A 26,506-nucleotide genomic window follows, 5' to 3' on the forward strand; every position below is an offset into this window, starting at 1 on the left:
GCACTTCCAGAAGCTGGAACTGGTCGTCAGCAACGTCAAGTTCCAGGACGGGGAGCAAGTGGTTGATCAATCAGACAGGAATGCGGCCTGATCGCCATCCACCAGATTTGACGATAACTCAATGCGCACCTCTTCCGTATGCAGCAGCATTACCGGCAGTTCTGCAGGCACTGCAGCATTGAAGCGCAGCTGATAGCTTTCAGCAATCGGGTCGGGGCGGGGTTGATTGCGAGCAGTACCCCAAAATGATGGAGATGGGTAGCGCTTGGTGCTCCAGCCTCGATGAGCCGGAAGCTCGGCAGCAGCAAACTGCCAGTGCTGTTGACCCGAGTTGGCTATCTCGATCCACCATTCCCCAGGCAGGGCGCCGGGTTTGGCGGTCATTGAACTGCTACCAGCTTGCAGTTTTCTCGGTGCGGCGGTGAGCTCCAACTGGTGCGGCTCCGTTGATGTCGTCTGCCGCTGTACGACGTCAGCCAGAACCGACGCCGGCTGCTCGTAGGGACAGCCCCGGAAGCGCCGATCCCATCGCACCTCCAGCCGATACCCTGCAACAGAGGGCATCCAGTATCTGGTGCTCTGCTGTGACAGGTCGAGGTCGGCCTTGACGCCTACGCTGCTGGGATCAGCGGATAGCTTCAACTGTACTTCGGGAGCGCACAGCAGGCTGCCATCCTGCGCCAACAGGCGAATGTTTTCCAAGCCGACAGGTGCATCCACGGTCAGTCCGGGCACATTGTTGGCGGGCAATAAAAGGTTGAACCAATAGCGCCCATCACTGCGCGTGTATGGGTAGCCTTCAAAGCCGGCGGCAGACTCCAGCGTACCGCCAAGCTCGGTGGGCAGAATCACCTGAGCGTCTAGCGCTGTGGGTAGTTGAAAGGGCTCAAAATTCTGTTCGGATAGAGTATTTTGGCGCCCGTCAGAGATGGATAGACCGAAACCAAACAAGACACTCAGCCAAACCAGTGCACCTGCCGTGGCACCAATGAAGCGCAGTGTGCGAATCTCGGCGCACAGCCTTGTTACGGTTTGCCTGAACGCGTTCGCCACGCAGGTGCGAATGTTCGCCAAACGGGTGCGAGTGGTTGTGCGAGGCTCTTTTGCGGTGTTGCGCGCACCCTGCATGCTGGAACTTTCCTTGGCTGACTTGCCGCGCCGGTAGAATACAAGGTCGGCTTTGTTGCCACAAGCCAACGCGGCACCTTGGAGCCTCTAAGCCGCTGCTGGATGGGGCAGAAGCAGACTCTGAGTGCAACACACTCATTGGAGTGTTGGTGGGTTTCATGGTGCTTATCCATCAGTTCGCTCAACACTTCTATCGGTCATTTAAGTCGAAGCGTTTTCTAGACCGCACACTCAGCCCCATGACAATCTCGCCTAGTTTTTCTTGGCTGTGCACGAAGAGATTCGTGCCCTTTCGGTAAATATTGACGAATAAGGCCATTGATATTCTCGTCGTCTCCCAGTTGTCAGGGGCTAGCTTCCAACAATCCCGTGATCCAATTACGCACGGCATCGATAGCCGGCTCTTCGAGTCGCTAGAGAGCATCAACTACGAAGGAGGAGCAGGCCGCCTCCTAGCGCAGCACGGCTTCCTCTCTCAGCCGCCCGGCCAGCAGATCGATGAAGGCTCGCACCTTGGCCGCCGGGCGGCGCCCCTCTCGATGCACGATATGCACGGGTAGCGGCGGCGCCTCGAACTCCTCGAGTACCGTGACCAGTTCGCCGCGCTCGAGCTGCGGCGCGATCTGATACGACAGCAGACGCGTCACGCCCCAGCCAGCGGTCGCTGCCTGCGCGGCACCGTCATTGACGTTGATCACCAGGCGCGGCTTGACCCGGTACGACACCCCCTTCTCTCCAGCCTTGGGAAAAAACGTCCACTCCGGCTGCAGTGAAATACCGCTGGCCATGACGATGCGATGCTGGCCGAGGTCATCCGGATGCTGCGGCCAACCATGACGCTCGAAGTAACCGGGAGCACCGCAAACCACGCGCCTCACCTGCCCGACACGCACGGCACGCAGCGATGAGTCGGGCAGCTCGCCGATCCGCACCGCCACGTCGAAACCCTCGTCGACCAGATTCACTACCCGGTCCAGGAACACCGCATTCGCGTTGACCTCGGGATACTCCGCCAGGTAATCGAGCAGGGTCGGCAGCACGAAAAGCCTGCCGAACAGCACCGGTGCGGTCACGTTGAGCTGTCCGCGCGGCATAGCGGCAAGCCCCGCCGCCGATTCGTCGGCCTCCTTGACGTCTTGCAAAATGCGGCGGCAGTCGTCGAGATAGCTCGCCCCCGCTTCGGTCACCCTCACTACTCGAGTCGTGCGCGTCAGCAGACGCACGCCCAGACGCTCCTCCAGCTCGGCAACGGCGCGCGTCACGGCGGGCGGCGAGAGCCCCAGACGGCGGGCTGCCCCGGCAAAGCTCTCCTCCTCCGCCACGGCGAGGAATACCGTCATCAGGTGAAAGCGATCCATTTATTGTTCCGAAAAAAGAAATAGCCAATTGCATTCTATAGCGATTCTTCAAGGTTTCGAAATTCGTCAAGCTTGCCGTGTCCCCCTTGAGGAACTTCGCCATGACACCTGCCTTCAAGATACTCACCTACACCCCTTCGGTTCGCGCCGCCCAGGCTCGCTACGGCAGTCGGGAAGCCACCAAGCCCGTCGACCCGGCCGAAGTCGAACGTGACGTTCTCAGCGCGCCGATTCGCGAATTCATTGCCGCCCAGGACCACTTCTTCATGGTCAGCGTCGGCGAAAATGGCTGGCCCTATGTGCAGCACCGTGGTGGGCCGCCCGGCTTCCTGCAGTGCCTTGACGATCACACCCTCGGTTTCGCCGATTTCATCGGCAACCGGCAGTACATCAGTGCGGGCAACATTGCCCATGACGACAGGACGATGCTGTTCCTGATCGACTACGCCAACCGGCGGCGGCTGAAGATCTGGGGCCGGGCACGCATCGTCCACGAAGAGGACGACGCTGCCCTGCTGGCTCGGCTGGAGTTGCCCACCTACCGCGCCCGGGTAGAGAGAGGCTTGGCGATCGACATCGAGGCGTTCGATTTCAACTGCCCGCAGCACATCACGCCGCGTTTCACCGTGGCGGAAATCAGCGAACGCTTCCCCGCTAACAGCCCCGGTTCGGCCTTTTGAAGGCAATGAACGGAGTGATTCCCATGATGGGAATCGGCAAGTTGCAGGGATATACCGCCTAGGGAGGCAACATGAAACTGCCCAAGCTCAAGTCTTGGTTCAAACAAGGCCGCTACCGCTCTGCCAACCATCGTCATCATGTCGCATTGAAAGAGTGCGATGCCCGTATGCTGCGCGACATCGGGCTCTATCGTGAACGTGGCCGACTGATGCCGCTCCATCCGGAGCGAGAGTAGTGCCTGTCTGGCTCACCTGATAATTCGAACGAAAGGCGGGCAGGCGCATGTCACATTACGCCCACCTGAATCGTCATGACAGTGACGGCCACTCGGCCTTCATCTCTCCACCTCAGCGATTCAGGAGCGACACATGAGCCAGAGCACTCTGTTCATCACCCACAAGGCACTGCCCGGCAAGCGCGACGAGGTACGCCGCGCCTGGGAGACCCACCTGATGCCGAGCATCCAGGCGCGCCAGGCCCACGATGCGTACTTCTATTGCTACGATGACAGCGATCCCGACGCCATTCGCGTCTTCCAGCGCTACACCGCTGGCACGGATCCCCAGACCTTCATGCAGGGGGCAGCCTACGATGCCTACATCGCCGCGGTGTCGCCCCTGCTTGCCCACCCGCCCGTGATCCATGCTGCCACGGTGGCCTGGGCCAAGGACAGCTCAGCGACGATAGCCGAGACAGCCTGATGCCTTCTGCCGATTTTCTGCGCTTCGAAGAGGCCCGCCCCATGCTGCTGGGGCTGGCCTATCGCATCCTCGGCTCGCGCGCCGACGCCGAGGACGCGGTGCAGGACACCTTTCTCAAGTGGCAGGCAGCGGATCGTGAGGCTATCGATACGCCTCACGCCTGGCTGACTACGGCCTGCACGCGACGCTGCCTCGATCTGTTGGGCAATGCCCACCGGGCCAGGGTCGACTACGTCGGCGCCTGGCTGCCCGAGCCCATCCCGACTGCTGTCATATCCGATGCGGAACGCAGCATGCAGCTGGCCGACTCGCTCTCCACCGCCTTCCTGCTGCTGCTGGAACGCCTGTCGCCCAAGGAGCGAGCGGCCTATCTGCTGCACGAGATCTTCGACACGCCCTACACCGAGATCGCCGCCATGCTCGAGATCAAGGAGCCGGCCTGCCGCAAGCTGGTGTCGCGGGCGCGGGCCAGCCTGCAGTCGAGCGAGCAGAGGTTCGTTCCACCGCGGGAACGCCAGCAGGCGCTGCTGGAAGCGTTCAGACTCGCCACCACCGAAGGCACCACGGCGCGGCTTGCTAACCTGCTCTCCGCCGAGGTGCGCCTCAGCGCCGATGGTGGCGGCAAGGTGCCCACTCTGCTCGAACCATTGCATGGCATAGAGGGGGTGCTGGACTTCCTGGTGAGCCGGTTGCGCGGCTACTGGTTCGACTACCAGTGGCGCGAGGCCGACATCAACGGGGGCTGCGGCTTCGTGATGCACAGAGAGGGAAGCGTCGTCGCGACGGTGACCTTCGGCTACGACCGCTCAGGCCAGGCCACGGATATCTTCATCGTGCGCAATCCCGACAAGCTGGCACGGCTGATGTCATGACTGGCGCTCGACTATCGCACGACAGCCGCTCTCTCTGGCTTGGGGATCCAGCAACCCCATGATCCACTCGCGCACGGCAGCAATGGCCGGCTCATCGAGCCGCTCAGGCGGGTAGACGAGCTGGAAGGGAGCGGCCTTAACCTCGGGGCCGAATGGCTGTACCAGGCGCCCTTGGCGCAGCTCCTCCTCGATCAGATACCGGCTCATCAGGGCTATGCCCTGGCCATCTAACGCGGCGGCGATGCCATGGGTTTCGTCGGAGAACATCAGTCCGGCGCTGACGTCGAGCCCCGGTACCTGGACCTGGCGCTGCCAGGCCGCCCAGTCCAACGGCGCGGGCGAAGAGAAGTGCAGCAGCGTATGGCGCACCAGTTCGGCCGGTTCACGCAGCTTCAGCATGGGGCTGCAAACGGGGACGAAAACATTGTCGAACAGCTTCTCCGCGACCAGCCCGGGCCAGGGGCCCTCGCCATAGCGAATCGCCATATCAGCGACGACACCATCCAGGGCAACCGCTTGGTGGGAAACCTGAATGCTCAGGTCGATCTGCGGGTGGGCATCGCGCAGCAGGCAGACCCAGGGCAGTAGCCAGCGTGCTGCCACGGCCGGAGTGGTGGAGAGCGTTACCGCCTGCCGCGTCGGCGGACGGCGCAGCTTGGTCACCGTCTCGTCGATGGCGTCGAAGGAGTCGCTCAGCACGGTGAGCAGCGCCTGGCCCTGAGTCGTCAGCACCAGTTGCCGCGGCCGCCGCACGAACAGGGCAACGCCCAGACTCTCTTCGAGCTGGCGGATCTGATGGCTGATCGCCGTCGGCGTGACCGACAGCTCCTCGGCAGCGCGCTTGGCGCTGAGGTGGCGCGCCGCCGCCTCGAAGGCGCGCAGGGCGGAGAGCGAAGGGAGTCGTCGCGGCATCATGGATGAGTTTAATTTTCCGATATCAAAAAAGAATCGTCGTTTGTTGCCAATCAATGCTTGGCACAAGCTATCAAACACGCCTGAAACAGATTCACCCAAAAGGACCTATGTCCAATTAAAGGAGAAATCCCATGACACGTCTACTCCATCTCGATGCCAGCCCACGCCCCGGCCGTGCCGGCACCCACGATCACGGCTCACATACCCGCCGGCTGAGCCACCACTTCGTTTCCCGCTGGCGGGCTCTGGAGCCGGATGCCGAGGTCGTCTATCGGGATATCGGCGCCAACCCGCCTCCATTGACCAGCGTCGAGTGGATCGAGGCGGAATTCACGCCGGCTGAGCAAAAGACAGAGGCAATGAAAGCCGTGCTTGCCGAGAGCGATGCCTTGGTGGATGAGGTTATACGGGCCGACATCCTGGTGCTTGGAGCTCCCCTGTACAACTTCGGCCCCCCGGCAGCGTTCAAGGCCTGGATCGACAACATCGTCCGCATCGGTCGTACGGTCGATTTCGACATGCAGTACGGTGCTCACCCCTACGTTCCGCTGGAGCACTACGTGCCACTGCTGTCCGACCGCCCCCGCCATGCGGTGCTGCTCTCGTCGCGGGGTGGGTTCGGCTTCGATCCGCAAGGCCCCTTGGCAGCTTTCAATCATTTTGAGCCGGGCGCACGCACCGCCCTGCAGTTCATCGGCATCGGCGGCTTTCACAGCATCGCCATCGAGCATCAGGAGGAAGGCGGCGAGGCGCTGGCCGCCTCGACCCAAAGCGCCCTGGAGCGCATCGACCGGCTGGTCGAGCAACTACACAGCGAAGTTACGGCCAAGCGCCAACTGCAGCCGGCCTGAGAAAAGACAATGGCCGAACACCGGGGCGCTTGGCGCCCCGTTCTGCGTTTCACCGCTATGAGGCCTGGCTGATCACCGCCTTGTCGGTCACAGGATCGGCTTTGGCACCGGCCGCTTCGCGGCGCTCCGAGTAGCGGTCCACCAGCGTCTCATTGTGGGGTCGCAGCAGCAGGGTGAAGCGCACCAGCTCCTCCATCACGTCGGCGATGCGGTCGTAGAGCGGCGAGGGTCGCATGCGCCCGGCCTCGTCGAACTCCTGGTACGCCTTGGGCACGCTGGACTGGTTGGGGATGGTGAACATGCGCATCCAGCGCCCCAGCAGCCGCAGCGTGTTCACCGCATTGAACGACTGCGAGCCGCCGCTGACCTGCATCACCGCCAGGGTGCGCCCCTGGGTGGGCCGCACCGCCCCCATGCTCAGCGGCAGATGGTCAATCTGGGTCTTCATCACGCCAGTGATCTGGCCGTGGCGCTCGGGGCTGCACCACACCTGGCCCTCGGACCACAGCGCCAGCTCGCGCAGCTCCCGCACCGCCGGGTGATCGTCGCCCGGCACCTGGTCCGGCAGCGGCAGATCGGACGGATCGAAGATCCGCGTCTCGGCGCCGAAATAGCGCAGCAGCCGCGCGGCCTCCTCTACCGCCAGGCGCGAATAGGAGCGTTCGCGCAGCGAGCCGTAGAGCAGCAGGATGCGCGGCGGATGGCCCAGCGGATCGGGCAGGCCCTGGCCGGGTTGGCAGAGAGCGAAGCGCTCGTCGAGGGCTGGAAGATAGTCGGGGTCGTTGAGCGTGCGAAGCCTCATGTCGCCTCCTTCATGGCGTGGGTTTGCAGGACGAGCAGCGCCACCAGGGCGGCAAGCCCCAGGGCTGAGGAGAACAGCAGCGCCTGGGTGCCGAAGCGCTCGATCAACAGGGCGAAGGCCAGCGGTGCCAGCGCCTGGCCGAAGCGTGCCGGTACCATCAGCACGCCCTGGCGCAGGCCATAGCCGTGGGGGCCGAAAATGGCCAGCGGCAACGTGCCCTTGGCGATGGTGAGAATGCCGTTGCCGGCGCCGTGCAGCAGCACGAACAGCGTGGCCAGCGGTGCCCCCAGCGTCATCACGCCAAGCGCGCCAATGGGATGCGCCACCACCGCCAACTTGGCCGAGAGCAAGGGATGAAAGCGCTGCAGCAGCGAGAACTCGAGCATTCGCGCCGCCACCTGGGCCGGCCCCACCAGCGCCGCGGCGGCAATGGCAGCGGCGGGCGAGAGGCCGGCGATCTGCAGCAGCCACGGCAGGTGCGCTGCCATGGCCGTGCTGACGAACCAGGTCACGGCAAAGACGAAAGCCAGCAGCGCCATGGGCAGCCAGGTCGAATTCACCTCGGCGACATCCGTCTCGGCATGAGGCGCGGGTGGCTGGATACCGAACGGAATCAGCAGCCGGTTAAGCGGCAGACCCAGCAGCAGGTGTACCGCCGCCCAGGTAAAGCAGGCGTTCTGCCAGCCGAATTCGGCGTTGAGCCAGCCGGTGATCGGCCAGCACACCGTGCTGGCAAAGCCCGCCAGTAGCGTAATACCGGTAATGGCGCCGCGCGCCTCGCGGCCATAGAGCCCGGCCAGGGTCGAGAAGGCCGATTCGTACAGTCCCATGCCCATGCCGACACCGATCACCAGCCAACCTGCCCATAGCAGCACGGGCCCATCCGCCAGACCCAGCAGTACCAGACCCAGGGCGAATACCAGGCTGGAAACCGCCAGTACGTCGCGCCCGCCAAAGCGGTCGATTCGCCGCCCCACCGCCGGGCCCAGCACCGCCGAGACCACCAGCGCCGAGGAGAACGCCGCGAATACCGTACCCGTGGTAAGGCCGAGGTCTTGCGCCATGGGCACGGCCAGGATGGCCGGCAAATAGTAGGTCGAGCCCCAGGCAAGCGTCTGGGAAACGCCCAGGGCGACGATCACCCCGGTGCGCGAGCTCATCGACTACCTCGATCATCGAGGTATCTAGACCTGAAAAAACGCGCCGCGCTCATCCTTCCCGCTCCTCCCGTTTCACTGCCCCAGCGGCCATACGGCGGCTCTCGACGATGCAGTCCGTGGCCTCGAGCCAGGCGTCCACCGCCACCTGAAAGGCATCTCGCCCCTTTTCCGTCAGTGCGTAGACCTTACGCGAGCGCCCCTGCACCACCTCGTTCGTCGAGCAGAGATACCCCCCCGCTTCGAACTCGTTGAGCACCGGATAGACCGTACCCTCCGAAGGACTGCAGCAGCCGTTGGTGCTCTTCTCCACCGCCTGCACAACCTCGTAGCCATGCATCGGCTTGCGGTGCAGCACGCTGAGCACGAAGAACTTCGACAGCGACATCTTGATCGTGCCGCGCCAGTAGGAAGGGTCGCTGTAGTCGGGGATCCGGCGGCCGGCGGCCGCTTCGGATTTCGCTTTGGTCATGGGGGAAACCTATACCTCGATGGTCGAGGCGTCAAGTGCGATCGGTTCTCTCACGCCCCGTGCCGGCGGCCTGCTCACGCACTCCTGCCAGCATCAGGGATAGGCCGAATTCGAAGCGACCGTCGAAATCGAAGAAGCGTCGCCCCATCAGTTCCGTATCGAGATGGCGAAAGTCAGGACTTGCCAGCACCTCGCCGAGGGAAGCGGTAATGGTCGCCGTGGCCTCGCCGGGTTCGTCGGGCAGCCCCTGCTGCTCCAGCGTTTCGCCGAGAATGAAAGAGAGCAGCGTGGTCATCGCCCAGAGCGCTCGATCGCGGTCGAGGCCGGCTTTCACCAGCAATTCCATCAGCGTTTCGGCGCCGCGCAAGGTGCTGTGCTTGGCGGAGTAGCTGCCACCCACGATACGCGCACCGTCACGATACCTCAGCAAGGTACGCCGCAGGCGCCGGACGAACTCGGCGAGATTGACATAGGCATCCTCGTCATCGAGCCCGCCCAGCGGAACGGCAGCCACGATGGCATCGGCCATTTCATCGAGCAATTGCCGCTTGTCGGCCACGTGGCGGTAGATCACCGGCGCCTGCACGTCCATGGCATCGGCCAAGGCTCGCATCGTCAGTCCATCCAGGCCATCCCGGTTCACCAGCAACAGCGCCGCCTCGGCGATCTGCCGTACGTTCAGCTTCTCCTTCTTTCGCCGCCTACGCTTCGGCGTACTGTCGTTTTCCGTCACGCGGATTCTCGCTTCGTGTCATTTGTCGCTTGACATATTAACAGCGTTAACAATACATTCAAACCAGATCTATTAACGGCGTTAACAAAATGCTCCCGATGGCGTTTCCACTCGCACGCACACTGTCCAGATGGCCGCGTATTCTGCTCTTCCTGTCGGTCGCGCTGGGGCTTACCGCCTGCGCCGAAGGCGGCGCCAGCACCGATAGCGAGGAGGTGATACGCCCGGTGCGGGTGGAAAACGCCATGTCGCTCCCGGCCCCGAGCCACCGCTTCGTTGCTCGCCTGGAAGCCGCCAGCACTGTCGATCTGGCCTTCCAGGTGGGCGGCCAACTCCTCGCGCAGGGCCCACGTGAAGGCGCCTTCGTACCACGCGGCGAAACCTTGGCGATGCTTGATACCACCGACTTCGAACTGGCGCTGCGCCAGGTGGAGACGCGGCATGAGCAGGCCCGGCGGGAGTACGAGCGCCTGCGCCGGCTGCATACCCAGAACGCCGCCTCGACGGCGAGTTTCGAGCAGGCAGAGGCCGAATTTCATACCCAGACCGTGGCGCTCGAGCAGGCTCGCCGACAGCTCGCCTACGCCCGTCTCGAAGCCCCCTTCGACACTCTGGTGACCCACAGGCTGGCCGAACCCTTCGCCACCGTAGCCGCGAACACGCCGATATTGCGGGTGCAGGACATGAGCGAGCTTCGCCTGCGCTTTCATGTGCCCGAGCGGCTCAGCGCCCTCCTCGAGCATCCCGATACGTACCGAATGGAGGCCATCTTCGAGGCTGCTCCAGAACGGCGCTTCCCGGTCCGCTATCGGGAGCACCGCCCCCAGGCCGACCCGGTAGGACAAAGCTATCCGGTCAGCGTAGCCCTGCCTCGTCCAGACTCGCTCGAGCTGTTGCCCGGCATGACCGCGAGCCTCGTCGTCACTCGGCTCGACTCCGAGCCATCCGGTGTCACGGTGCCGATTTCAGCGCTGGACCCCGGCAACGACGGCGAGATGCGCATCTGGAGGTTCGATCCCGAGTCGCAAACGGTAACGCCGCGCCCCGTCACCCTCGGCGCTGCACTACCTGACCGTGTGACGGTGCTCGACGGCCTGGCGGAAGGCGAGCCGATCGTCACTTCCGCTACCCACCTGCTGCGCGACGGCATGCGGGTCAGGCCCCAAGCGCGCCTCGACTAGGACACGTTCATGGACATCGCCCGCACCGCCATCGACCGCCCCGTCCAGACCTGGCTGATCATTCTGGCCTGCCTGTTGGGCGGCCTGTGGGCAATGCTGACCCTGGGACGGCTGGAAGATCCCTCGTTCACCCTCAAGACCGCCATCATCACCACGCCCTACCCCGGCGCGAATGCCGAACAGGTCGAGCAGGAAGTCACCGAGAGGCTGGAATCGGCCGTCCAGCAACTGCCGGCCGTCGACTACGTGCGCTCGCGCTCACGCCCCGGCATCTCCGAGGTCGAGGTCGAAATCAAGCGCGCCTATCCCAGCCGCAACATGCCGCAACTCTGGGACGAGCTGCGCCGCAAGATCGGCGATGCCCAGGCCAGCCTGCCCCCGGGCGCCGGCCCTTCCCTGGTCAACGACGACTTCGGCGACGTCTACGGTATCTACTACGCAATCACCGCGCCGGAACTGAGCGATGCGGAAATTCGCGACCTGGCGAGGTTCCTGCGCCGGGAGCTGCTGACGGTGAGCGGCGTCGCCAAGGTCACTACCGCCGGCGAGCGCAGCGAGGCCTTGTACGTGGATCTCGACAGCGAGCGCCTGGCCAGCCTCGGCGTACCGCTGGAGCAGGTGATCGAAACCCTGCGTGCCGCCAGCGCCATTGCCGAGAGCGGTGCCATCACCCTGGATGAGCGCCGCCTGCGCATCGCCTTCTCCCAACAGTTGGCGAGCCCCGCTCACCTGGAGGAGCTGCGCATCGGTCGCCCCGGCACTACTGAGCAGATCCGCCTGGGCGATATCGCCACGATCCGGCGCAGCGCAACGGAGATGCCCGATCATCTGATTCGCTTCAATGGGATGCCCGCCTTCACGCTTGCCGTGGCCGGAGTGGCCGACGTCAACATCGTCGAGGTTGGGCAGGCAGTGGAGGCCCGGCTGCACGAGCTACAGGAGCGAATACCGCTAGGCGTCGAGCTCCATCCGCTCTACGAGCAGCACCGGGTGGTCGACGATGCCATCGGCAGCTTTCTCATCAGCCTGGCGTTGGCCGTGGCGATCGTCATCGGTGTGCTGTGTCTGTTCATGGGCTGGCGGGCCGGCCTGGTGGTCGGTGCCACTCTGCTGCTGACGGTGCTCGGTACGCTGCTGTTCATGCGCGTGCTCGGCCTCGAGATGGAGCGCATCTCGCTGGGCGCACTGATCATCGCCATGGGCATGCTGGTCGACAACGCCATCGTGGTGACCGAAGGCATGCTGATCGGCATGCAGCGAGGAGCCAATGCCCGCGACGCCGCCAGCACCGCCGCCAAACGCACCCAGATACCACTGCTCGGCGCCACGGTCATCGGCATCATGGCCTTCGCCGGCATCGGCCTCTCGCCCGACACCACCGGCGACCTGCTCTTCTCCCTGTTCGCGGTGATCGCCGTTTCGCTGCTGCTGAGCTGGGTACTGGCCATCACCGTCACGCCTCTACTGGGGCACTATCTGCTGAGAACGGCACACGAGGCCAAGACGCCTTATACGGGCAGGCTCTATCGAGGCTATCGTCGGCTGCTCGAGGGCGTGCTGCGCTGGCGCCTGCTTACGCTGCTGAGCCTCATTCTGTTCACCGCCGGCTGCATCTTCGCCTTCGGTTTCGTCAAGCAGGCCTTCTTCCCTGCCTCGAATACGCCCATCTTCTTCCTGCACTACCAGCTGCCCCAAGGTACCGACATTCGCGCGACGGACCGTCACATGCAGGGTCTCGACGAATTTCTTCGCGCGCAGCCGGAAGTGCTCTCGGTAACGCAGTTCGTGGGGCGCGGCGCCAGTCGCTTCGTGCTCACCTATACACCGGAACGGCCCAGCTCCAGCTACGGTCTGTTCATGATCCGCACGGCCGAACGCGACCAGATAGAACCGCTGGCAGCTCGGCTGCGGCAGCGGCTAGACGCACATCACCCCGATGCGCAGGCCAGGATCGAGCGCCTCATGTTCGGGCCCAACGTCGTCAGTATCGAAGCACGCTTCTCAGGGCCCGATCCGGTCATGCTGCGCTACCTGGGCGACCAGGCCAAGGCGATCATGGAACGCGACGCTCTGTTGACCGACATCATCGACGACTGGCGCCAGCGCGAACTGGTGCTCGAGCCGGTATTCGACGAGGAGCGCGCTCGCATGGCGGGCGTTCAGCGCGACGCGGCCATGCGCGCGCTGCAGTTCGCCACCACCGGTATTCAGGCCGCCCTCTATCGAGAAAACGATCGCCTGCTTCCCATCGTGCTGCGCCCACCCCAGCACGAGCGCCTGGACGTGACACGCCTGCACGAGAGGCAGCTGGAAAGCAACAATGGCAACGTACCTATCCCGCTACGGCAGATCATCGAGCGTTTCGACACCACCAGTGAGGAGAGTGTCATCCGCCGCCGCGACCGGATGCGCACCTTGACGGTTCAGGCCGGTACGGTGAGTGGCGTTACCGCCAGCGAGGGACTTTCAAGCATTCGCGGACCCATCGAAGCGCTTCCCCTGCCCCTCGGTTATCGCCTGGAGTGGGGCGGCGAGTACGAGGCCTCCGGCCGCTCGCGGGCCTCACTGCGCGCCCAGCTACCGTTGGGTTTTCTCGCCATGTTGGTGATCAGCGTGCTGTTGTTCGGCAAATGGCGCCAGCCGCTGATCCTGTGGCTGGTGGTACCCATGTCGATCTGCGGCGTAGTGATCGGGCTTCTGGCCAGCGGCATGCCGTTCACCTTCACGGCGCTGCTCGGGCTGCTCAGCCTCTCCGGCATGCTGATGAAGAACGGTATCGTGCTGCTCGACGAGATCGACGCCCAGATCCGCGAGGGCAAGCCCGGCGGCCCGGCCGTGGTGGAAGCCAGCGTCAGCCGCCTGCGGCCGGTGGTACTGGCTGCCGGCACCACCATCCTCGGCATGCTGCCCCTGCTCGGCGACGCCTTCTTCGCCAGCATGGCGGCGACGATCATGGGCGGGCTAGCCTTCGCCACGCTGCTTACCCTGGTCGCGGTGCCGGTGCTCTACGCCCTGCTGTTCGGCATTCGGCCATCGCCAAAGCGCGTCCGTGCCGGGCCAAAGCATTCCCGCGCCGGGCAGCCAAGCTAGATGCCCAGCGACCGGGCTATGAGCATTTTCTGAACCTCGATGGTGCCTCCCGCGTAGAGGCAGAACGGGGCTTCGCGATAAAGTCGCGATACGGGCTCGAAGTCGAAATAGGCGCGCCCGCCCATGACCCGCGCCGCCATCTCGACGACTTTTTGCAGCTGATCGGAGCAAAAATACTTGGCCATGGAGATGGCCTGCGTTGCGTCCTGACACTCTGCGTGCTGACGAATGGCATCCTCAAGAAAGAGCCGCATGCCGCTGGCGAGGGTGCACATTTCGACGACGGTATGTTGAATGGCCTGAAAATCGCGCAACGGTCGGCCGAACTGATGACGCTCCTGAACGAATTGCAGGGCACGATTCGACGCCGCATCGGCAAACCCGCATGCCATGGCAGCGACGATCAAGCGCTCGAGGGTTCCCGTCTTGCGCAGCTGAGGCCATGCCGAGGTTACCCCAGCCTCCCCGCCGAGCACTCCGCTTTCCGCCACGAGGACTTCCTCAAACACGACACGACACGAGGGATAGGAATTACCCGAGAGCTTGCTCAACGGCTCTACGCTCAGTCCCTCCGCGCTCCCAGGCACAAGCAGGATACCGTAGGATTTGGCGCCACCCTCGGTGGTTCGGGCAACCGTCAGAATCAGGTCGGCGGTCGCCGCCCCGGTGATATAGATTTTCTCTCCGCGCACCACATAGTGATCGTCCCATCGTGTGGCCTGAGTCTTGATGCCGGCCGCATCCGATCCTGCTCCCGGCTCGGTCAGCGCAAAAGCGAGCTGCAACTCGCCTGCGGCAACACGCGGCAGCAAAGCTTTTTTTTGCGCAACCGTTCCGGCATAGGAAAGACATAGCGGCCCGAGCAAGCCAGCCACCATGTAGATGGTGGCCAGCGTTCCTGAGCGCTCGGCGAGCAGACGAATGACCGTGCAGGCCTTTTCCATGTCACCTGGCTGCGGCCCGGTCTGCAGCGGATCTGAAAACCCGAAAGTCATTAACTCATTGGCTGCCAGAGTTTCGAGTACACCGGCTACGAAACCGGATCCAGTCTTCTCGCCATCCACTCCATATTTCTGCAAGATCGCTTCGGCAGCCGTAATGGCACGTTGGGAAAGCACACGGGTGTCGCTCATATCTACCTCGCGTTCGTCGTTGTTATTCTGACTAGAGTTCACGACTCCAAACCTGGCCTACCAGATCCTTGCCGAAGCTGTAATGGGGCTCCTCCTCCACCAGTTCGAATCCTGCTTTTTCATAGAGCCGGCGCGCATCGGTCAGTACGCTGTTGGTCCACAGCATCATCTTCCGGTAGCCGACCTGGCGGGCGAACCTGAGGCACTCATCCACCAAGCGGCTGCCGATGCCATGCCCACGGGCAGAGGGGTCGACGTAGAGCAGCCGCAGCTTTGCGGTCGCGTCGTCTTCCCGGACGACGAACACCGACCCAACGACGACCCCATCCTTTTCGGCGATCCAGCACCGCTCCCAGCGCGGATCGAAATTGCGCAGGTACTTGGCAACGATCTCCGCGATCAACGCTTCGTACTCCTCGTTCCAGCCGTACTCCTGCGCGTAGAGCACCGCCTGCCGGTGTACGATCCAGCCCATGTCGCCAGGCTGTGGGTCGCGCAGCAGATAACTCGAGCCGGCTTCTCCGAGCAGCCGCCTGATCCGGTTCATCGCTTCGATCAACTGATGCTGCTCCGGCTCCGTGAGCTGCTTCAGCATGCCGACGACCTCGCGTTGCGAAGCCTCGTCCAGCGGCCGGAATGTCGCCAGCCCCTGATCCGTCAGCTGCAGTTGCGCCGCCCGTCTGTCGGTGGGCGAGGGAGTCTTGGTAATGAGCCCCTGCTTTTCGAAGCCCTTCAGCACCCGGCTCACATAGCCTGCGTTGAGGCCAAGCTCGCGGCAGATATCGGCGCTGGTGAGCATCGGCCGATGCGCCAGCTCGTACAGGATGCGGACTTCCGTCAGCGAGAACTGACTCTCCAGAAGGTGTTCGTGCAAGACTCCAATCTGCCGCGTGTAGAAACGGTTGAAGCTGCGTACGGTCCCGGCCCGCTCGTTTAGGTCTTGTTCTGCGCTCATGGGAGACTCTCTCTTTGCTTGTCTAAAGCAAATAATTAGTTGCTTTAGGCAAGCAAGTCAACTGCGAGATTCAGTCAAGAGCCACAGCGGAATGGCACCTAAACGGCGCTGGATTGCACCGGCCCATAGCGCCGCCGCACATGGTCGCGATAGCCTCCCGGCGTAAAGCCGGTCACGGCCTTGAAGTCATGGATGAAGTGGGCCTGGTCGAAGTAGCCGGCGGCGAAGGCGGTATCGGTCAGTGAGATCGTCGCCCCGCCCTGCTTGATCAGCTCGCGGCTACGGGCGACGCGCAGCAGCCGGGCATAGCGCTTGGGCGAGAGCCCCACATGGCGCTGAAACAGACGCTCCAGGCGGCGCTGACCGAACGGCAGCTCAGCGACCAGCGTGGCGATGTTGGCCTGGCCTTGGTGGCGCTCGAGCCAGTCGAGGGATGCCATCAGCGGCGACACCTGCGGTGTGGCGTGCCGCCGCAGCCGCTCGAGCAAGTAGCTTTCCAGCAGCGCAAGGCGCCCCGCCAGCTCGGGTGTCTCAAGCAGTCGCTCGTGCAGCGCTTCGAGCTCGAGCCGGTACAGGGCCTCGCCGGGTGTCAGCTCACTGCTGGCCAAGGCCGCCAGGGGTTCGCCAAGGAACGGAAACGCCATGCCCGGCAGAAAGCGCACGCCCAGCAGATCGAGCTGGCTCCCCACCGTCAGGCGCGCCGTGCGCCGCTTGGGCCCGTCTATCCAGCAGGTACCGCGCAGCCGCTCGCCGTCGCGCTCCAGCGCGCCGCCGAAGTTGAACAGCAGCCCCGCGGCGCCATCCGGATGTAGCAGCTCCTTGCCTTCCGGTTCTCTGCCTGCCGGCTCGCTACCCCCTTGCCCCTGTGACTGCCCCTGAGCCTGCCAATAGCACTGCACGTAGGGACGCAGCGCGGCACTGGGCGTGAAGCGCCGCAGCACGAGGCCGGTGGCACCTGGCGGGTGCAGCTGGAAAGCATCGCTCATGTTGGGGGCCCTTCAGTGCATAGAAAAAAGTACAACGATTCTCAAAATCCGGCGGTACAGTAGAAGCACCCATTTCTCAATTACACATTCATCTTAACGGAGCCTCACATGGAAGGAAGACGAATCCTGGTGGTCGGCGGTGGCGCCGGCGGGCTGGAGCTGGTCACCCGTCTCGGCCGCCGCCTGGGACGGCGCGGCAAGGCGGAGATCACGCTGATCGACCGCAACCCCACCCATATCTGGAAGCCGCTGCTGCACGAGGTCGCCACCGGTGCGCTCGATTCCAGCATCGACGAAATCTCCTATCAGAGCCATGCCCAGCTCAACGGCTATCGCTTCCAGCGCGGCATCCTCGAAGGGCTCGACCGCGACGCCCGCCAGCTCCGCCTGGCCCCGGTGCTCGACGAACACGGCGAGGAAGTGTTGCCGGCACGCAGCCTCGACTACGACCTGCTGGTGCTGGCGCTGGGCAGCGTGAGCAACGACTTCGGCACCCCCGGCGTCGCCGATCATTGCCACTTTCTCGACAGCCCGGCTCAGGCCGAGGCCTTCCGCCGGGACATGCTCAACACCTTCCTGCGTTACAGCGACCCCGAGCGGCGAGAGCATCCGCACCTCACGGTGGGCATCGTCGGCGCCGGCGCCACCGGCGTGGAGCTGGCAGCGGAGCTCTACGACGCCTCGCGCATGCTGCACAGCTACGGCTTCACCGAGATGGACAGCCGCCATCTGGAAGTCCACCTGATCGAAGCGGCACCCGACGTGCTGCCGGCCCTGCCAGAACGCATTCGCAGCGCCGTGCGCACCGAGCTGGAGCGCCTCGGCGTAAAGGTACATACCGGCACCCGGGTCGTCTGCGTGGAAGGGAACGCCATCGTCACCGCCGACGAAGAGCGCATCGAAACGGACCTCAACGTGTGGGCCGCCGGCATCAAGGCACCCAACGTACTGTGTGAACTGGACCTGACCCTGGACCGCAACCAGCGTATTCAGGTGGAGCCGACCCTGCAGAGCGTCGACGACTCGAACATCTTCGTGCTCGGCGACTGCGCCAGCTGCCCCCAGCCGGACGGCAGCGTGGTACCGCCCCGGGCCCAGGCCGCCCACCAGCAGGCCCAGCGACTCTACAAGAACCTGCTCGCCCGGCTCGAGAACGGCACGCTGAAGCCGTTCCGCTACCGCGACCGCGGCTCGCTGATCTCGCTGGCCCACTTCGAGGCCATCGGCAGCCTGATGCGCGGTGCCTCGGCACGCAGCCTGTTCATCGAGGGGCGCCTGGCCAAGTTCTTCTACGCCTCGCTCTATCGCATGCACCAACGCGCCATCCACGGCACGGTCAAGACGGCGCTGATCCTGCTCTCGGACGGGCTCAACCGCTTCATCCGACCGCGCATGAAGCTGCACTGAGGTCGAAAATCTACAATCGAGGCGATAACCGCCGCGCTAGGGTGGGGCTTCCAACTCTCTCGGAGCCCCACTCATGCGCATGAACTACTTCTCTGCCAGCCCCGCCGGCCTCAAGGCCATGCTCGACCTGCAGAACCAGGTTCACCAGGCAGCGAAAGTGGGTGAGCTTGGCGAAGGTCTGCTGACGCTCGTCTACACCCGCGTCTCGCAGATCAACGGCTGCGCCTACTGCATCGACATGCACACCAAGGACGCGCGCAAGGCCGGTGAAACCGAGCAGCGGCTGTATGCTCTGAGCGCCTGGCGCGAAACGCCCTTCTACACGCCGCGCGAGCGCGCCGCCCTGGCCTGGGCCGAGGCCAATACCCTGATCGCCGGAAACGGCATCGACACGGCCCTGTACGAGGCCACCCGCGAGCACTTCTCGGAGAAGGGAATGGCCGACCTCACTCTGGCGGTCTGTACCATCAACGCCTGGAACCGGCTGGCGATCAGCTTTGCCGCCGATGTGGGAAGTTATCAGCCCAGCTGAGCGGCCCAGTTGAGCGACTTACCGTTCCCCATCACCCCGACAGCGCCTTGCGCAGCCCGCCAAAGCGACGCCGGTACTGGGCCGGCGTCAGCCCCACCTTGCGCCGAAACAGCCGACCGAAGAAGGCGCCATCCTCGTAGCCCACCGCCTCGGCGATGGCATCCACGGGCGTGGTCTCGGTCTCCAGCATCTGCTTGGCCTCTTCCAGGCGCAGGGTGTGCACGTATTCCATCGGCGTCAGGCCGGTGGCCTTCCTGAAACGGCGGTGAAAGCTGCGCTCGCTCAGCCCGGAAACCTCGATCAACGAGGCCACCGGCGAGGGCTCGTCGTAGTGTTCGGCCACCCAGGTCTGACAGCGGGCGATAACGGCATCCTCGGCCTGGCGGGTGCGGGCGAGCATGGCAAAGGGAAGCTGGCCAGCGGCATGCCAATCGATCAGGAACAGCTTGGCGAGGTGCATCGCCTCATCGACGCTCGCCAGGCGGGCGACGAGATAGAGCGCCAGGTCGCTCCAGGAGGTACCGCCCCCTGCCATGACCAGGCGGCTGCCGGTGCCGCCGATCACCAGGGCGCGATGTGGATGCACCCGCACGCCCGGATAGCTACCCAGCACGTCGCAGTAGGCCCAGTGCGTGGTGGCGTCCTCGCCCCGCAGCAGCCCCGACTCCGCCAGCAGCAGGGCGCCCGAGCAAGCGGTCGCCAGGATGGTGCCATTTGCGTGGCAGCGCTTGAGCCACGCGACCTCCTCGACATAGCGACCTTCGAGCACCGCTTCAGGCGGCAGCATGATCTCGGGGATACACACCACGTCGGGTACCCAGTCCAGGCCGGCGTCGGGAACGATGCGCACGCCATTGGCGATGGTCAATTCACGCTTGCCGGTGCGTGCGACCACCTGCGGCACGAACAGCGACTCACCGGCCTTGCCCTCGATCAGAGCGGGCCAGTCACGTCCCGCCGAAGCAAAGACATCGAAAACGCCGTAGAGGGTGGAAGCCGCCACTTCGGGGATCGCCAGCAGCGCGATGGTGGGTTTGTGCGTCGACATGGCGGAAACCGCCGGTTTTTGTCCGTAGGGACTTCAGTGTAACCCAACCGTGAACGCCACAATGGAATCTCCGCAGCACCAACGAAGCCCTAACGAATCACTAACAACAACTCAGGAGACACCCCATGACAGCCCAAGCCCAAGCCCAAGCTTCCGCCGCTATCGACGCCTCCCGCGTCGCCGGCTTCGAGAGCCGCTTCGTCACCGCGCTCAACGAAGCCGCCATGCTACAGCTGATCTCGCTGGCCCATCGCAGCGGCCTGCTCGCCCATCTGGCCGACGGCGAGCCGGTCACCAGTCGCGAGCTTGCCGCCAAGACCAAGCTCAATGAGCGCTACGTACGCGAGTGGCTGGGCGGCGCCACGGTCGCTGCCCTGGTCGAGCACGACCCGCAGACCATGGCCTATCGCCTGCCGCCCGAGCACGCCGCGCTGCTGACCGACAGTGGCGAAGCCAATCTCGCCGTATTCGCCCAGTACCTGCCCTTGATGGGCCAGGTGGAGGACGACGTGCTGGAATGCTTCCATCACGGCGGCGGCGTGCCCTACACCCGCTATGCCCGCTTCCACGAAGTCATGGCCGAGGACAGCGGCCAGACCGTGCTGACCGTGCTGTTCGACGCCATTCTTCCCCTGGCGCCGGAACTCCCGGCTAGGCTGGAGCAAGGCATCGACGTGCTCGATCTCGGCTGCGGTCGCGGCCTGGCGCTGATGAAACTCGCCGAACGCTTCCCCGCCAGCCGTTTTACCGGCTATGACCTCTCCCGGGAGGCCATCGGCTGGGCGACAGAGCGTGCCGCACGGCGGGGGCTCGGCAACCTGCGCTTTGAGGAGCGCGACCTCAGCGATTTCGATCTCACGGCGCCGGCCCAGCGTTACGACCTGGTCACGACCTTCGATGCCATTCACGACCAGGCTCACCCGCTGAACCTGCTCAAGGGTGTTCGTCGCACCCTGCGCCAGGGTGGCGTCTACCTGGCCCAGGACATCCACTCATCGAGCCACCACCACGGCGACCGCGACCACCCAATGGGCACGCTGCTCTATACCCTGTCGATCATGCACTGCATGAGTGTCTCCCTCGCCCAGGGCGGCGAGGGGCTGGGAACCATGTGGGGCCGCGAAAAGGCGCGGGAGTATTTCGGCAAAGCCGGCTTCGGCGGCATCGAGGTCTATCAACTGCCCCACGACATCCAGAACGACTACTGGGTACTCAGGCCGTAAGCGACCGTTAATGATCGGGCCCGGCTCAGCCTTCCAGGCTCACCGCCTGCCCGGTCACCACGATGCCGCCTGACAGGGGAATGTCCACCTGCAGGCGGCTGGGGCGGCCCATCGTCACGCCCTGGATGATGATCAGCTGAGCGGGCACCTGAAGCAGACCGGCATCGCGCAGGTAGCCGCCCAGCGCCGCGGCCGCCGCTCCGGTGGCGGGGTCTTCCACCACGCCGCCCACCGGGAACGGGTCGCGAGCGTGGAAACGCTCCTCGCTCTCGCGCCACACCAGTTGCAGCGTGGTCAGGCCCTCACGCAGCATCAGCGCCTTGAGCCGTTCGAAGTCGTACTCGAGCCGCTCGAGGCGTGCCCGCTCCTTGCATGCCAGCACCAGGTGCCAGGCGCCGGCGTAGGCTCGCGCGGGGGGTATCTCGAGATCGAGCTCCTCGGCCTGCCAACCGAGCAGCTCGCGCACCTCCTCGACCAGCTCGGGCTCGGCAGGGCGGAACTCCGGCGTCACCGACACTAGCGAGGCCTGCCACTCTCCTTCCACCCGGTTGACGGTGACCATCACCTCACCCACTGCTGTATCCAGCATGTAGCTACCCGCCCCGCTCAGCCGGCCCATCTGCACGCCGCCGGCCACCGTGGCATGGCCGCAGAAGCTCACCTCCGCCTCGGGACTGTAGTAGCGCACCGTGCGCCGCTCCCCTTCGGCCGGGGCAATGAAGGCGGTTTCGGAATAGCCCACCTCAGCGGCGATACGCTGCATCTCCGCCGGCTCGGGGAGTGCATCGCCCAGCCACACCCCGGCGGGGTTGCCGCCGCTCGGGTCATCGGTAAAGGCCGCAAGGCGATAGAGGGTGCCGCTCATGGAAAGCTCCTCATCAAGAAAGCTCCTCGGGGGTGGAAAGGTGCCCGAACAGTACGGGCCGAAGAAAAGGATAGAACAGGCAGCACGATGGCGAAGCGACTATGTTTAATCCTTTCGCAGCCGGATGCATAGCACTCACAACACACAACAAACCACCCCGAGGCGATCATGAAAGTGAAACGCATCATGGCCAACACGGCGACAGAGGAGCTCGACAAGGCAGCGGCATTTTACGGCGACATCCTGGGCCTCGACCTGCTCATGGACCACGGCTGGTTCCGCACCTACGGCGCGGACGCCAAGATGACGGTGCAGGTGAGCTTCGGCATCGAAGGCGGCTCCGGCACTCACGTGCCCGATCTCTCCATCGAAGTCGACGATATCGAAGCGGCGCTGGCCCGCTTCGAGAAAGCGAGCGTGCCCATCGAGTACGGCCCTGTCAGCGAGCCCTGGGGCGTGCGACGGTTCTACGTTCGCGACCCCTTCGGCAAGCTCATCAACGTCTTGCAGCATGAGTAAGTGAACCGCCCCAGCCAGGCATCGACCTGTCTGGCTCGTCTTATGGCCTCACCCCTCGGTTTGCAGCAAACCCGTTGCGAGCTGCCGGAACGCCTCCACGGCTTTCGGCAGCACGGCGCGCGGCTCCTCGGCGGCGGCGATCCACAGGGCAGCGTTGAGTGCCGCGCCATTGATCAGGCGCGCGGCGGCTTCCGCATCCACCGGCTTGACCGTGCCTTCATCGATCAACGCCTGAATGGTCTGCGTGGTACGTAGCAGGCAGGCGTTCTGATTGGGCCATTGCGATGGATCGCCAAGCACGGCCGGGCCATCCAGCAGCATGATGCGCTGGACTTCCGGCTCCAGCGCCATCTCGATATAGGCCACGCCCTCTTCGAGCAACCCTTCCCAGCGGCTTGCCGCGCGAGCCTGAGCGACCAGCATGCGCTCTACCATCTCCTGGTCGATCTGATCGACCACCGCCTGCATCAGGCCCTGCTTGCCGCCGAAGTTGTGATAGAGCGCCCCGCGGGTCAGCCCGGCTTCGGCGGTAAGTTCATCCATCGAGGCCGCAGCATAGCCCTTGCTCGCGAAGGCCTCTCGGGCGGCCCGAATGAGCTTGGCCCGGGTTTCCTCCATCTTCTGCGCACGTTTCGTCGCCACGCCTGCTCCTCACGCTCACTCTTAAAATTTCGCATACGCAGCGTATGTGTATTGACATACGCCGCGTATGCGCCCAGCATAATTCACATACGGCCCGTATATCAATGCCGACCGGGTTAAGGAAAGCCCGGCTTGGCAGCACCAACCACCGATTTCAGAACCGGAGTAGAACGATGGCCAAACGTGATGCAGTCTTCCCTGCCGGAAGGCAGGCACTTTATGAGATCAACCGCTACTCGGCGGCAATCCGCTCTGGCGACTTCCTGTTCGTCTCAGGCCAGGTCGGCAGCCGCGAGGACGGCTCCCCCGAGCCGGATTTCGAAAGCCAGGTCCAGCTCGCCTTCGACAACCTCTCGGCCGTTCTCGCAGCCGCCGGCTGCACCTTCGATGATGTCGTCGACGTCACCACCTTCCATACCGATCCCGCTGCCCAGTGGGAAGCGATCGACAGGGTTCGCACCAAGGCAATCGGCGAGCCGCCCTACCCCAACTGGACCGCCGTCGGCGTCAACTGGCTGGCGGGCTTCGACTTCGAAATCAAGGTGATCGCCCAGCTTCCACAGCCGGCCGCATAACCACGGCACCATCCGGCAGCCCATCGCCCTGGCAAGGCGGTGGGCTGCCAACGAGTGAGCCGCAAAATTGCGCACCCCAGCCCGCTCAACAATACTGCAGCGTGCACCCAACCGATGCCACCAGGCCGTCACGTGAGGAGCCGGATATCATGCCCTCCCCAAAGTTCAGCTCGGTAGAAGACTACCTGGCCTCTCTTGACGCCACGAAAGCCAGTACGCTTAAAGCTGTCGTCGACTTCATACTCGACCAGTTCCCCGAACTGGAAGCGAAGATTGCCTGGAACGTGCCGACCATTCACCACGATGGCCAGTACGTCGCCGGCATCGACGCCCACAAGAACCATCTCACTTTCTCGGCGTGGAGCCCGCATATCATCGAAGCGTTCAAGCCACGACTGGATGGCTACGTCGTCTTCAAGAACTGCTTTCAGATACCTGTCGATTGGGAGGTCGACGAAGCGCTGCTGAAGGATCTGGTAAGGGCCAGGCTCGCCGAGCTGGAGTGACAACCACCGGCAACTATACGGAGTCTCCCATGGATGAAGATCTCGAACGAATGACCCGCGAGGAGCTGATCGACGAAGCCAAACGGCTCCGCCAGGGCATCCGCGAGCACCGAGACTGCAGCGGACACGACCTGTGCTGGCACCATCCGGCACTGTGGGCCTTACTGCCCGATAAGACCGACCCGGTTCCCGTGGTACCCGAGTGGCCAGAGTTCATCAAAGGCTGCATCAAGTACCGGCAATCGCTGGATGAACAGGCGCCCAACGCACCTCGCTCGAATGTCTCATATGATGAGTGAGACGCCCGGCAATCAAGGCCACACCATGCTTCCCTCACGTATCGAAACGGAGCGGCTTGTCCTGCGGGAACCCCGCCCCACCGATGCGCCGCTCCTGAATCAGGCGTACACGACCGATGCGGAAGTTACCCGCTACCTGGTCTGGCGCCCACACCAGGCACTCGCCGAAACGCAGCAATTCGTCGATGCCTGCATAAAGGGCTGGCAAGCGCGCACCCACTTTCCCTACGTCATGACCTTGCAGCATGCAGAGCACGAACCTATCGGCATGCTGGATGCCCGGCCAAGGGGACATATTGTCGATGTGGGCTATGTGCTGGCACGCCGCTATTGGCAGCGCGGCCTCATGCCAGAGGCACTCACGACACTGACCGAGCTCTGCCTGGCTCTACCTGAGACATATCGCGTTCAGGCCACCTGCGATGTGGATAATCTGGCTTCTGCCCGCCTGCTGGAAAAGTGCGGCTTTCATCGTGAAGGCCGCCTCGAGCGCTACGTGGTACATCCCAACCTCGGCGCTGAACCTCGTGCCTGCTTCATGTATGCACGGTGCCGATGAAAGAAAGGATCCTCACCTTCGTCGTAAGCCTTCTGCTACACCTGCGTAAGCCATGACGTCAATTCCTAAGACTCAGGTCAGTTTTCGGTCAATTCGCGTAGCGGGACTGAAACATCGTGATTACGTTTGTAAGAGGCACGCAGGGAGGGAGCAGGATGAAACGCATCGTCATCTGCGCTGATGGCACCTGGCAATGCGCCGAGAGCGAGAACCCCACGCACGTATTGCGCCTGGCACGCGGCATTGCCCCCTGCTGCCAGGCCGACACCAAGCAAGTCGTCTACTACGACCAAGGCGTGGGCACCGAAGGCGACCGCATTCGCGGTGGCGCCACCGGCGCCGGCATCGACAAGAACATCATGGATTGCTATCGCTTCGCCGTGCACAACTACGAGCCCGGCGATCAGCTCTTCCTGTTCGGCTTCAGTCGCGGCGCCTACACCGTTCGCTCCCTGGCGGGGTTGATCCGCAACTGCGGCCTGCTCCGGCGCGAGTGCGCCGAGAGAGTCAACGAGGCCTACGAGCTCTATCGTCAACGCCCCAAGAGCTCCGCCCCCGCCGAGCGCAAGGCCACGGACTTTCGCCGCAAGCATGCCGTAGCGGACAAGACAGAGATCGAATTCATCGGCGTGTGGGACACCGTTGGCTCGCTGGGCATACCCGCCCCGTTTCTCGGCACCTTGGGCACCTCCCGCTACCTGTTCCACGACACCGCCCCCAGCAGCATCATTCGCCACGCCCGCCACGCCGTTTCCATCGACGAGAACCGCCAGGACTTCGAGCCCACCCTGTGGACGCCCAAGCCCGGTATCGACCTGAAACAGGTGTGGTTCGCCGGCGTGCACACCGATATCGGCGGCGGCTACGAGAAGCGCGAACTCGGCGACTTCGCCGGTAAGTGGATGGCCAGCGAAGCCGAAAGCTGCGGGCTCGCCCTCGAACCGCACTTCCACAGCGCCCTCAACCCGCGCCATACCGGCATTCAGCACAACGAATACAAAGGGTTCTACCGCGTGATGCGCCGCTCACAGCAACGCACGCTGGAACCCTGCGTGCACCGAAGCGTGCGCCAGCGCTGGGACGACCCGCACTTCACCTACAAGAGCCCAGCGTTGAAGAAGTTGCTCGATTCGTTGGGAGGGGATTGGGGTAAGGTAGAGTTGGTGGGGTGAGGGGTGGCGGCTTTTGGCCCTAAGCGGACGTGTCAGAAGAAGCTGGTATAGTCGATGTTTTGCTGTTTACAAAATTGCGGAGCTGACAAGCCGTTGACGTGCTGTTGATCCACCAGGCGCTGCCATTGTTCTGGTTAGTGGGGT

Annotated in this window: 29 protein-coding genes and 1 pseudogene; 16 read left to right on the forward strand and 14 right to left on the reverse strand. The window is 63.9% G+C overall.

Annotation, left to right across the window (positions count from 1 at the left end; all coding sequences use genetic code 11):
* Window positions 1-66: 66 nt before the first annotated feature.
* The 3 genes and pseudogenes from HOP58_RS19040 to HOP58_RS19050 form a co-directional block, all read right to left on the reverse strand.
* Entirely contained in the window at window positions 67-1,128 is a 1,062-nt protein-coding gene (locus HOP58_RS19040) for a hypothetical protein (protein WP_234261210.1), read from the reverse strand.
* Window positions 1,129-1,328: 200 nt separating this feature from the next.
* Window positions 1,329-1,481: pseudogene (locus HOP58_RS19045) on the reverse strand (IS30 family transposase); the annotation flags it as partial.
* A 99-nt stretch (window positions 1,482-1,580) separates the two neighbouring features.
* Entirely contained in the window at window positions 1,581-2,486 is a 906-nt protein-coding gene (locus tag HOP58_RS19050; protein WP_234261211.1) for a LysR family transcriptional regulator, read from the reverse strand.
* Between the two features lie 101 nt (window positions 2,487-2,587).
* Between HOP58_RS19050 and HOP58_RS19055 the strand changes: the two genes are divergently transcribed.
* The 4 genes from HOP58_RS19055 to sigJ all read left to right on the forward strand — a co-directional run bounded on the left by HOP58_RS19055 (window position 2,588) and on the right by sigJ (window position 4,740).
* Entirely contained in the window at window positions 2,588-3,166 is a 579-nt protein-coding gene (locus HOP58_RS19055; protein WP_234261212.1) for a pyridoxamine 5'-phosphate oxidase family protein, read from the forward strand.
* Between the two features lie 71 nt (window positions 3,167-3,237).
* The gene (locus HOP58_RS19060) at window positions 3,238-3,402 is read left to right on the forward strand and encodes a hypothetical protein (RefSeq protein WP_234252619.1); all 165 of its coding nucleotides are present in this window, start codon (window positions 3,238-3,240) and stop codon (window positions 3,400-3,402) included.
* Between the two features lie 133 nt (window positions 3,403-3,535).
* Window positions 3,536-3,868, forward strand: coding sequence for an antibiotic biosynthesis monooxygenase (locus HOP58_RS19065; RefSeq protein WP_234261213.1), 333 nt, complete (start codon window positions 3,536-3,538; stop codon window positions 3,866-3,868).
* Window positions 3,868-4,740 carry an RNA polymerase sigma factor SigJ gene (gene sigJ / locus HOP58_RS19070; RefSeq protein WP_234261214.1) on the forward strand — a complete coding sequence of 291 codons (873 nt, stop codon included), beginning with the start codon at window positions 3,868-3,870 and terminating at the stop codon, window positions 4,738-4,740. Before HOP58_RS19065 ends, sigJ begins: the two co-directional genes overlap by 1 nt.
* Here sigJ and gcvA read toward each other — a convergent pair.
* Complete coding sequence (gcvA, locus tag HOP58_RS19075) at window positions 4,735-5,655, reverse strand: transcriptional regulator GcvA (protein ID WP_234261215.1); 921 nt, start codon at window positions 5,653-5,655, stop codon at window positions 4,735-4,737. The two genes, sigJ and gcvA, sit on opposite strands and share 6 nt — an antisense overlap.
* 131 nt (window positions 5,656-5,786) lie before the next feature.
* Between gcvA and HOP58_RS19080 the strand changes: the two genes are divergently transcribed.
* The gene (locus HOP58_RS19080) at window positions 5,787-6,506 is read left to right on the forward strand and encodes an NAD(P)H-dependent oxidoreductase (RefSeq protein ID WP_234261216.1); all 720 of its coding nucleotides are present in this window, start codon (window positions 5,787-5,789) and stop codon (window positions 6,504-6,506) included.
* 55 nt (window positions 6,507-6,561) lie between these two features.
* Here the strand turns inward: HOP58_RS19080 and arsH are convergent, their stop codons facing one another.
* Genes arsH through HOP58_RS19100 form a run of 4 tightly spaced genes read right to left on the reverse strand, consistent with a single transcriptional unit; the run spans window position 6,562 to window position 9,670 of the window.
* Window positions 6,562-7,308, reverse strand: coding sequence for an arsenical resistance protein ArsH (gene arsH, locus HOP58_RS19085; RefSeq protein WP_234261217.1), 747 nt, complete (start codon window positions 7,306-7,308; stop codon window positions 6,562-6,564).
* Complete coding sequence (locus HOP58_RS19090; RefSeq protein ID WP_234261218.1) at window positions 7,305-8,468, reverse strand: MFS transporter; 1,164 nt, start codon at window positions 8,466-8,468, stop codon at window positions 7,305-7,307. The genes arsH and HOP58_RS19090 overlap by 4 nt, the downstream gene beginning before the upstream one ends.
* Before the next feature lie 49 nt (window positions 8,469-8,517).
* Window positions 8,518-8,937 carry a PadR family transcriptional regulator gene (locus HOP58_RS19095; protein WP_010629830.1) on the reverse strand — a complete coding sequence of 140 codons (420 nt, stop codon included), beginning with the start codon at window positions 8,935-8,937 and terminating at the stop codon, window positions 8,518-8,520.
* Window positions 8,938-8,968: 31 nt separating this feature from the next.
* The gene (locus HOP58_RS19100; protein ID WP_234261219.1) at window positions 8,969-9,670 is read right to left on the reverse strand and encodes a TetR/AcrR family transcriptional regulator C-terminal domain-containing protein; all 702 of its coding nucleotides are present in this window, start codon (window positions 9,668-9,670) and stop codon (window positions 8,969-8,971) included.
* Between the two features lie 98 nt (window positions 9,671-9,768).
* On the opposite strand from HOP58_RS19100, the gene HOP58_RS19105 reads away from it, so the two are divergent.
* Together HOP58_RS19105 and HOP58_RS19110 are read left to right on the forward strand one after the other, a co-directional pair.
* Window positions 9,769-10,851: an efflux RND transporter periplasmic adaptor subunit gene (locus tag HOP58_RS19105; protein WP_234261220.1), complete on the forward strand. Its 1,083-nt coding sequence runs from the start codon at window positions 9,769-9,771 to the stop codon at window positions 10,849-10,851.
* Between the two features lie 9 nt (window positions 10,852-10,860).
* Complete coding sequence (locus HOP58_RS19110; RefSeq protein ID WP_234261221.1) at window positions 10,861-13,941, forward strand: efflux RND transporter permease subunit; 3,081 nt, start codon at window positions 10,861-10,863, stop codon at window positions 13,939-13,941.
* On the opposite strand, the gene HOP58_RS19115 is transcribed toward HOP58_RS19110, so the two are convergent.
* From HOP58_RS19115 to HOP58_RS19125, 3 genes are all read right to left on the reverse strand, one after another.
* Window positions 13,938-15,074 carry an acyl-CoA dehydrogenase gene (locus HOP58_RS19115; RefSeq protein WP_234261222.1) on the reverse strand — a complete coding sequence of 379 codons (1,137 nt, stop codon included), beginning with the start codon at window positions 15,072-15,074 and terminating at the stop codon, window positions 13,938-13,940. The genes HOP58_RS19110 and HOP58_RS19115 overlap by 4 nt on opposite strands.
* 31 nt (window positions 15,075-15,105) lie before the next feature.
* Window positions 15,106-16,029, reverse strand: coding sequence for a GNAT family N-acetyltransferase (locus HOP58_RS19120; protein ID WP_234261223.1), 924 nt, complete (start codon window positions 16,027-16,029; stop codon window positions 15,106-15,108).
* Window positions 16,030-16,127: 98 nt separating this feature from the next.
* A complete protein-coding gene (locus HOP58_RS19125) occupies window positions 16,128-17,015 on the reverse strand; it encodes a helix-turn-helix domain-containing protein (RefSeq protein WP_234261224.1) in 888 nt (295 codons plus the stop codon).
* Between the two features lie 108 nt (window positions 17,016-17,123).
* Between HOP58_RS19125 and HOP58_RS19130 the strand changes: the two genes are divergently transcribed.
* Window positions 17,124-18,422 (forward strand): NAD(P)/FAD-dependent oxidoreductase, encoded by a 1,299-nt coding sequence (locus HOP58_RS19130; protein WP_234261225.1) that lies wholly within the window; start codon window positions 17,124-17,126, stop codon window positions 18,420-18,422.
* Between the two features lie 73 nt (window positions 18,423-18,495).
* Window positions 18,496-18,954: a carboxymuconolactone decarboxylase family protein gene (locus HOP58_RS19135; RefSeq protein WP_234261226.1), complete on the forward strand. Its 459-nt coding sequence runs from the start codon at window positions 18,496-18,498 to the stop codon at window positions 18,952-18,954.
* A gap of 31 nt (window positions 18,955-18,985) precedes the next feature.
* Here the strand turns inward: HOP58_RS19135 and HOP58_RS19140 are convergent, their stop codons facing one another.
* Window positions 18,986-20,002, reverse strand: a complete 1,017-nt coding sequence (locus HOP58_RS19140; RefSeq protein WP_234261227.1) for a helix-turn-helix domain-containing protein — start codon at window positions 20,000-20,002, stop codon at window positions 18,986-18,988.
* Window positions 20,003-20,127: 125 nt separating this feature from the next.
* Here HOP58_RS19140 and HOP58_RS19145 point away from each other — a divergent pair, with 125 nt between their 5' ends.
* Window positions 20,128-21,225: a class I SAM-dependent methyltransferase gene (locus HOP58_RS19145; protein ID WP_234261228.1), complete on the forward strand. Its 1,098-nt coding sequence runs from the start codon at window positions 20,128-20,130 to the stop codon at window positions 21,223-21,225.
* A gap of 25 nt (window positions 21,226-21,250) precedes the next feature.
* Here HOP58_RS19145 and HOP58_RS19150 read toward each other — a convergent pair whose 3' ends face one another.
* Entirely contained in the window at window positions 21,251-22,090 is an 840-nt protein-coding gene (locus HOP58_RS19150; protein WP_234261229.1) for a PhzF family phenazine biosynthesis isomerase, read from the reverse strand.
* A gap of 168 nt (window positions 22,091-22,258) precedes the next feature.
* Between HOP58_RS19150 and HOP58_RS19155 the strand changes: the two genes are divergently transcribed.
* On the forward strand, window positions 22,259-22,609 hold the full coding sequence (locus HOP58_RS19155) for a VOC family protein (protein WP_234261230.1): 351 nt from the start codon (window positions 22,259-22,261) through the stop codon (window positions 22,607-22,609).
* A gap of 48 nt (window positions 22,610-22,657) precedes the next feature.
* On the opposite strand, the gene HOP58_RS19160 is transcribed toward HOP58_RS19155, so the two are convergent.
* Window positions 22,658-23,251 carry a TetR/AcrR family transcriptional regulator gene (locus HOP58_RS19160; protein ID WP_234261231.1) on the reverse strand — a complete coding sequence of 198 codons (594 nt, stop codon included), beginning with the start codon at window positions 23,249-23,251 and terminating at the stop codon, window positions 22,658-22,660.
* A gap of 173 nt (window positions 23,252-23,424) precedes the next feature.
* Here HOP58_RS19160 and HOP58_RS19165 point away from each other — a divergent pair, with 173 nt between their 5' ends.
* The 5 genes from HOP58_RS19165 (at window position 23,425) to HOP58_RS19185 (ending at window position 26,362) form a co-directional block, all read left to right on the forward strand.
* Window positions 23,425-23,826, forward strand: a complete 402-nt coding sequence (locus tag HOP58_RS19165; protein ID WP_234261232.1) for a RidA family protein — start codon at window positions 23,425-23,427, stop codon at window positions 23,824-23,826.
* 149 nt (window positions 23,827-23,975) lie between these two features.
* Window positions 23,976-24,332 (forward strand): DUF1801 domain-containing protein, encoded by a 357-nt coding sequence (locus tag HOP58_RS19170; RefSeq protein ID WP_234261233.1) that lies wholly within the window; start codon window positions 23,976-23,978, stop codon window positions 24,330-24,332.
* Window positions 24,333-24,361: 29 nt separating this feature from the next.
* Window positions 24,362-24,631 (forward strand): hypothetical protein, encoded by a 270-nt coding sequence (locus HOP58_RS19175; protein WP_234261234.1) that lies wholly within the window; start codon window positions 24,362-24,364, stop codon window positions 24,629-24,631.
* Window positions 24,621-25,190: a GNAT family protein gene (locus tag HOP58_RS19180; RefSeq protein WP_234261235.1), complete on the forward strand. Its 570-nt coding sequence runs from the start codon at window positions 24,621-24,623 to the stop codon at window positions 25,188-25,190. Before HOP58_RS19175 ends, HOP58_RS19180 begins: the two co-directional genes overlap by 11 nt.
* 155 nt (window positions 25,191-25,345) lie before the next feature.
* On the forward strand, window positions 25,346-26,362 hold the full coding sequence (locus tag HOP58_RS19185; protein WP_234261236.1) for a DUF2235 domain-containing protein: 1,017 nt from the start codon (window positions 25,346-25,348) through the stop codon (window positions 26,360-26,362).
* Window positions 26,363-26,506 lie beyond the last annotated feature (144 nt).

It is taken from the genome of Halomonas sp. MCCC 1A11062 (assembly GCF_021404355.1).
In the GTDB taxonomy this organism is placed as follows: domain Bacteria; phylum Pseudomonadota; class Gammaproteobacteria; order Pseudomonadales; family Halomonadaceae; genus Halomonas; species Halomonas aerodenitrificans.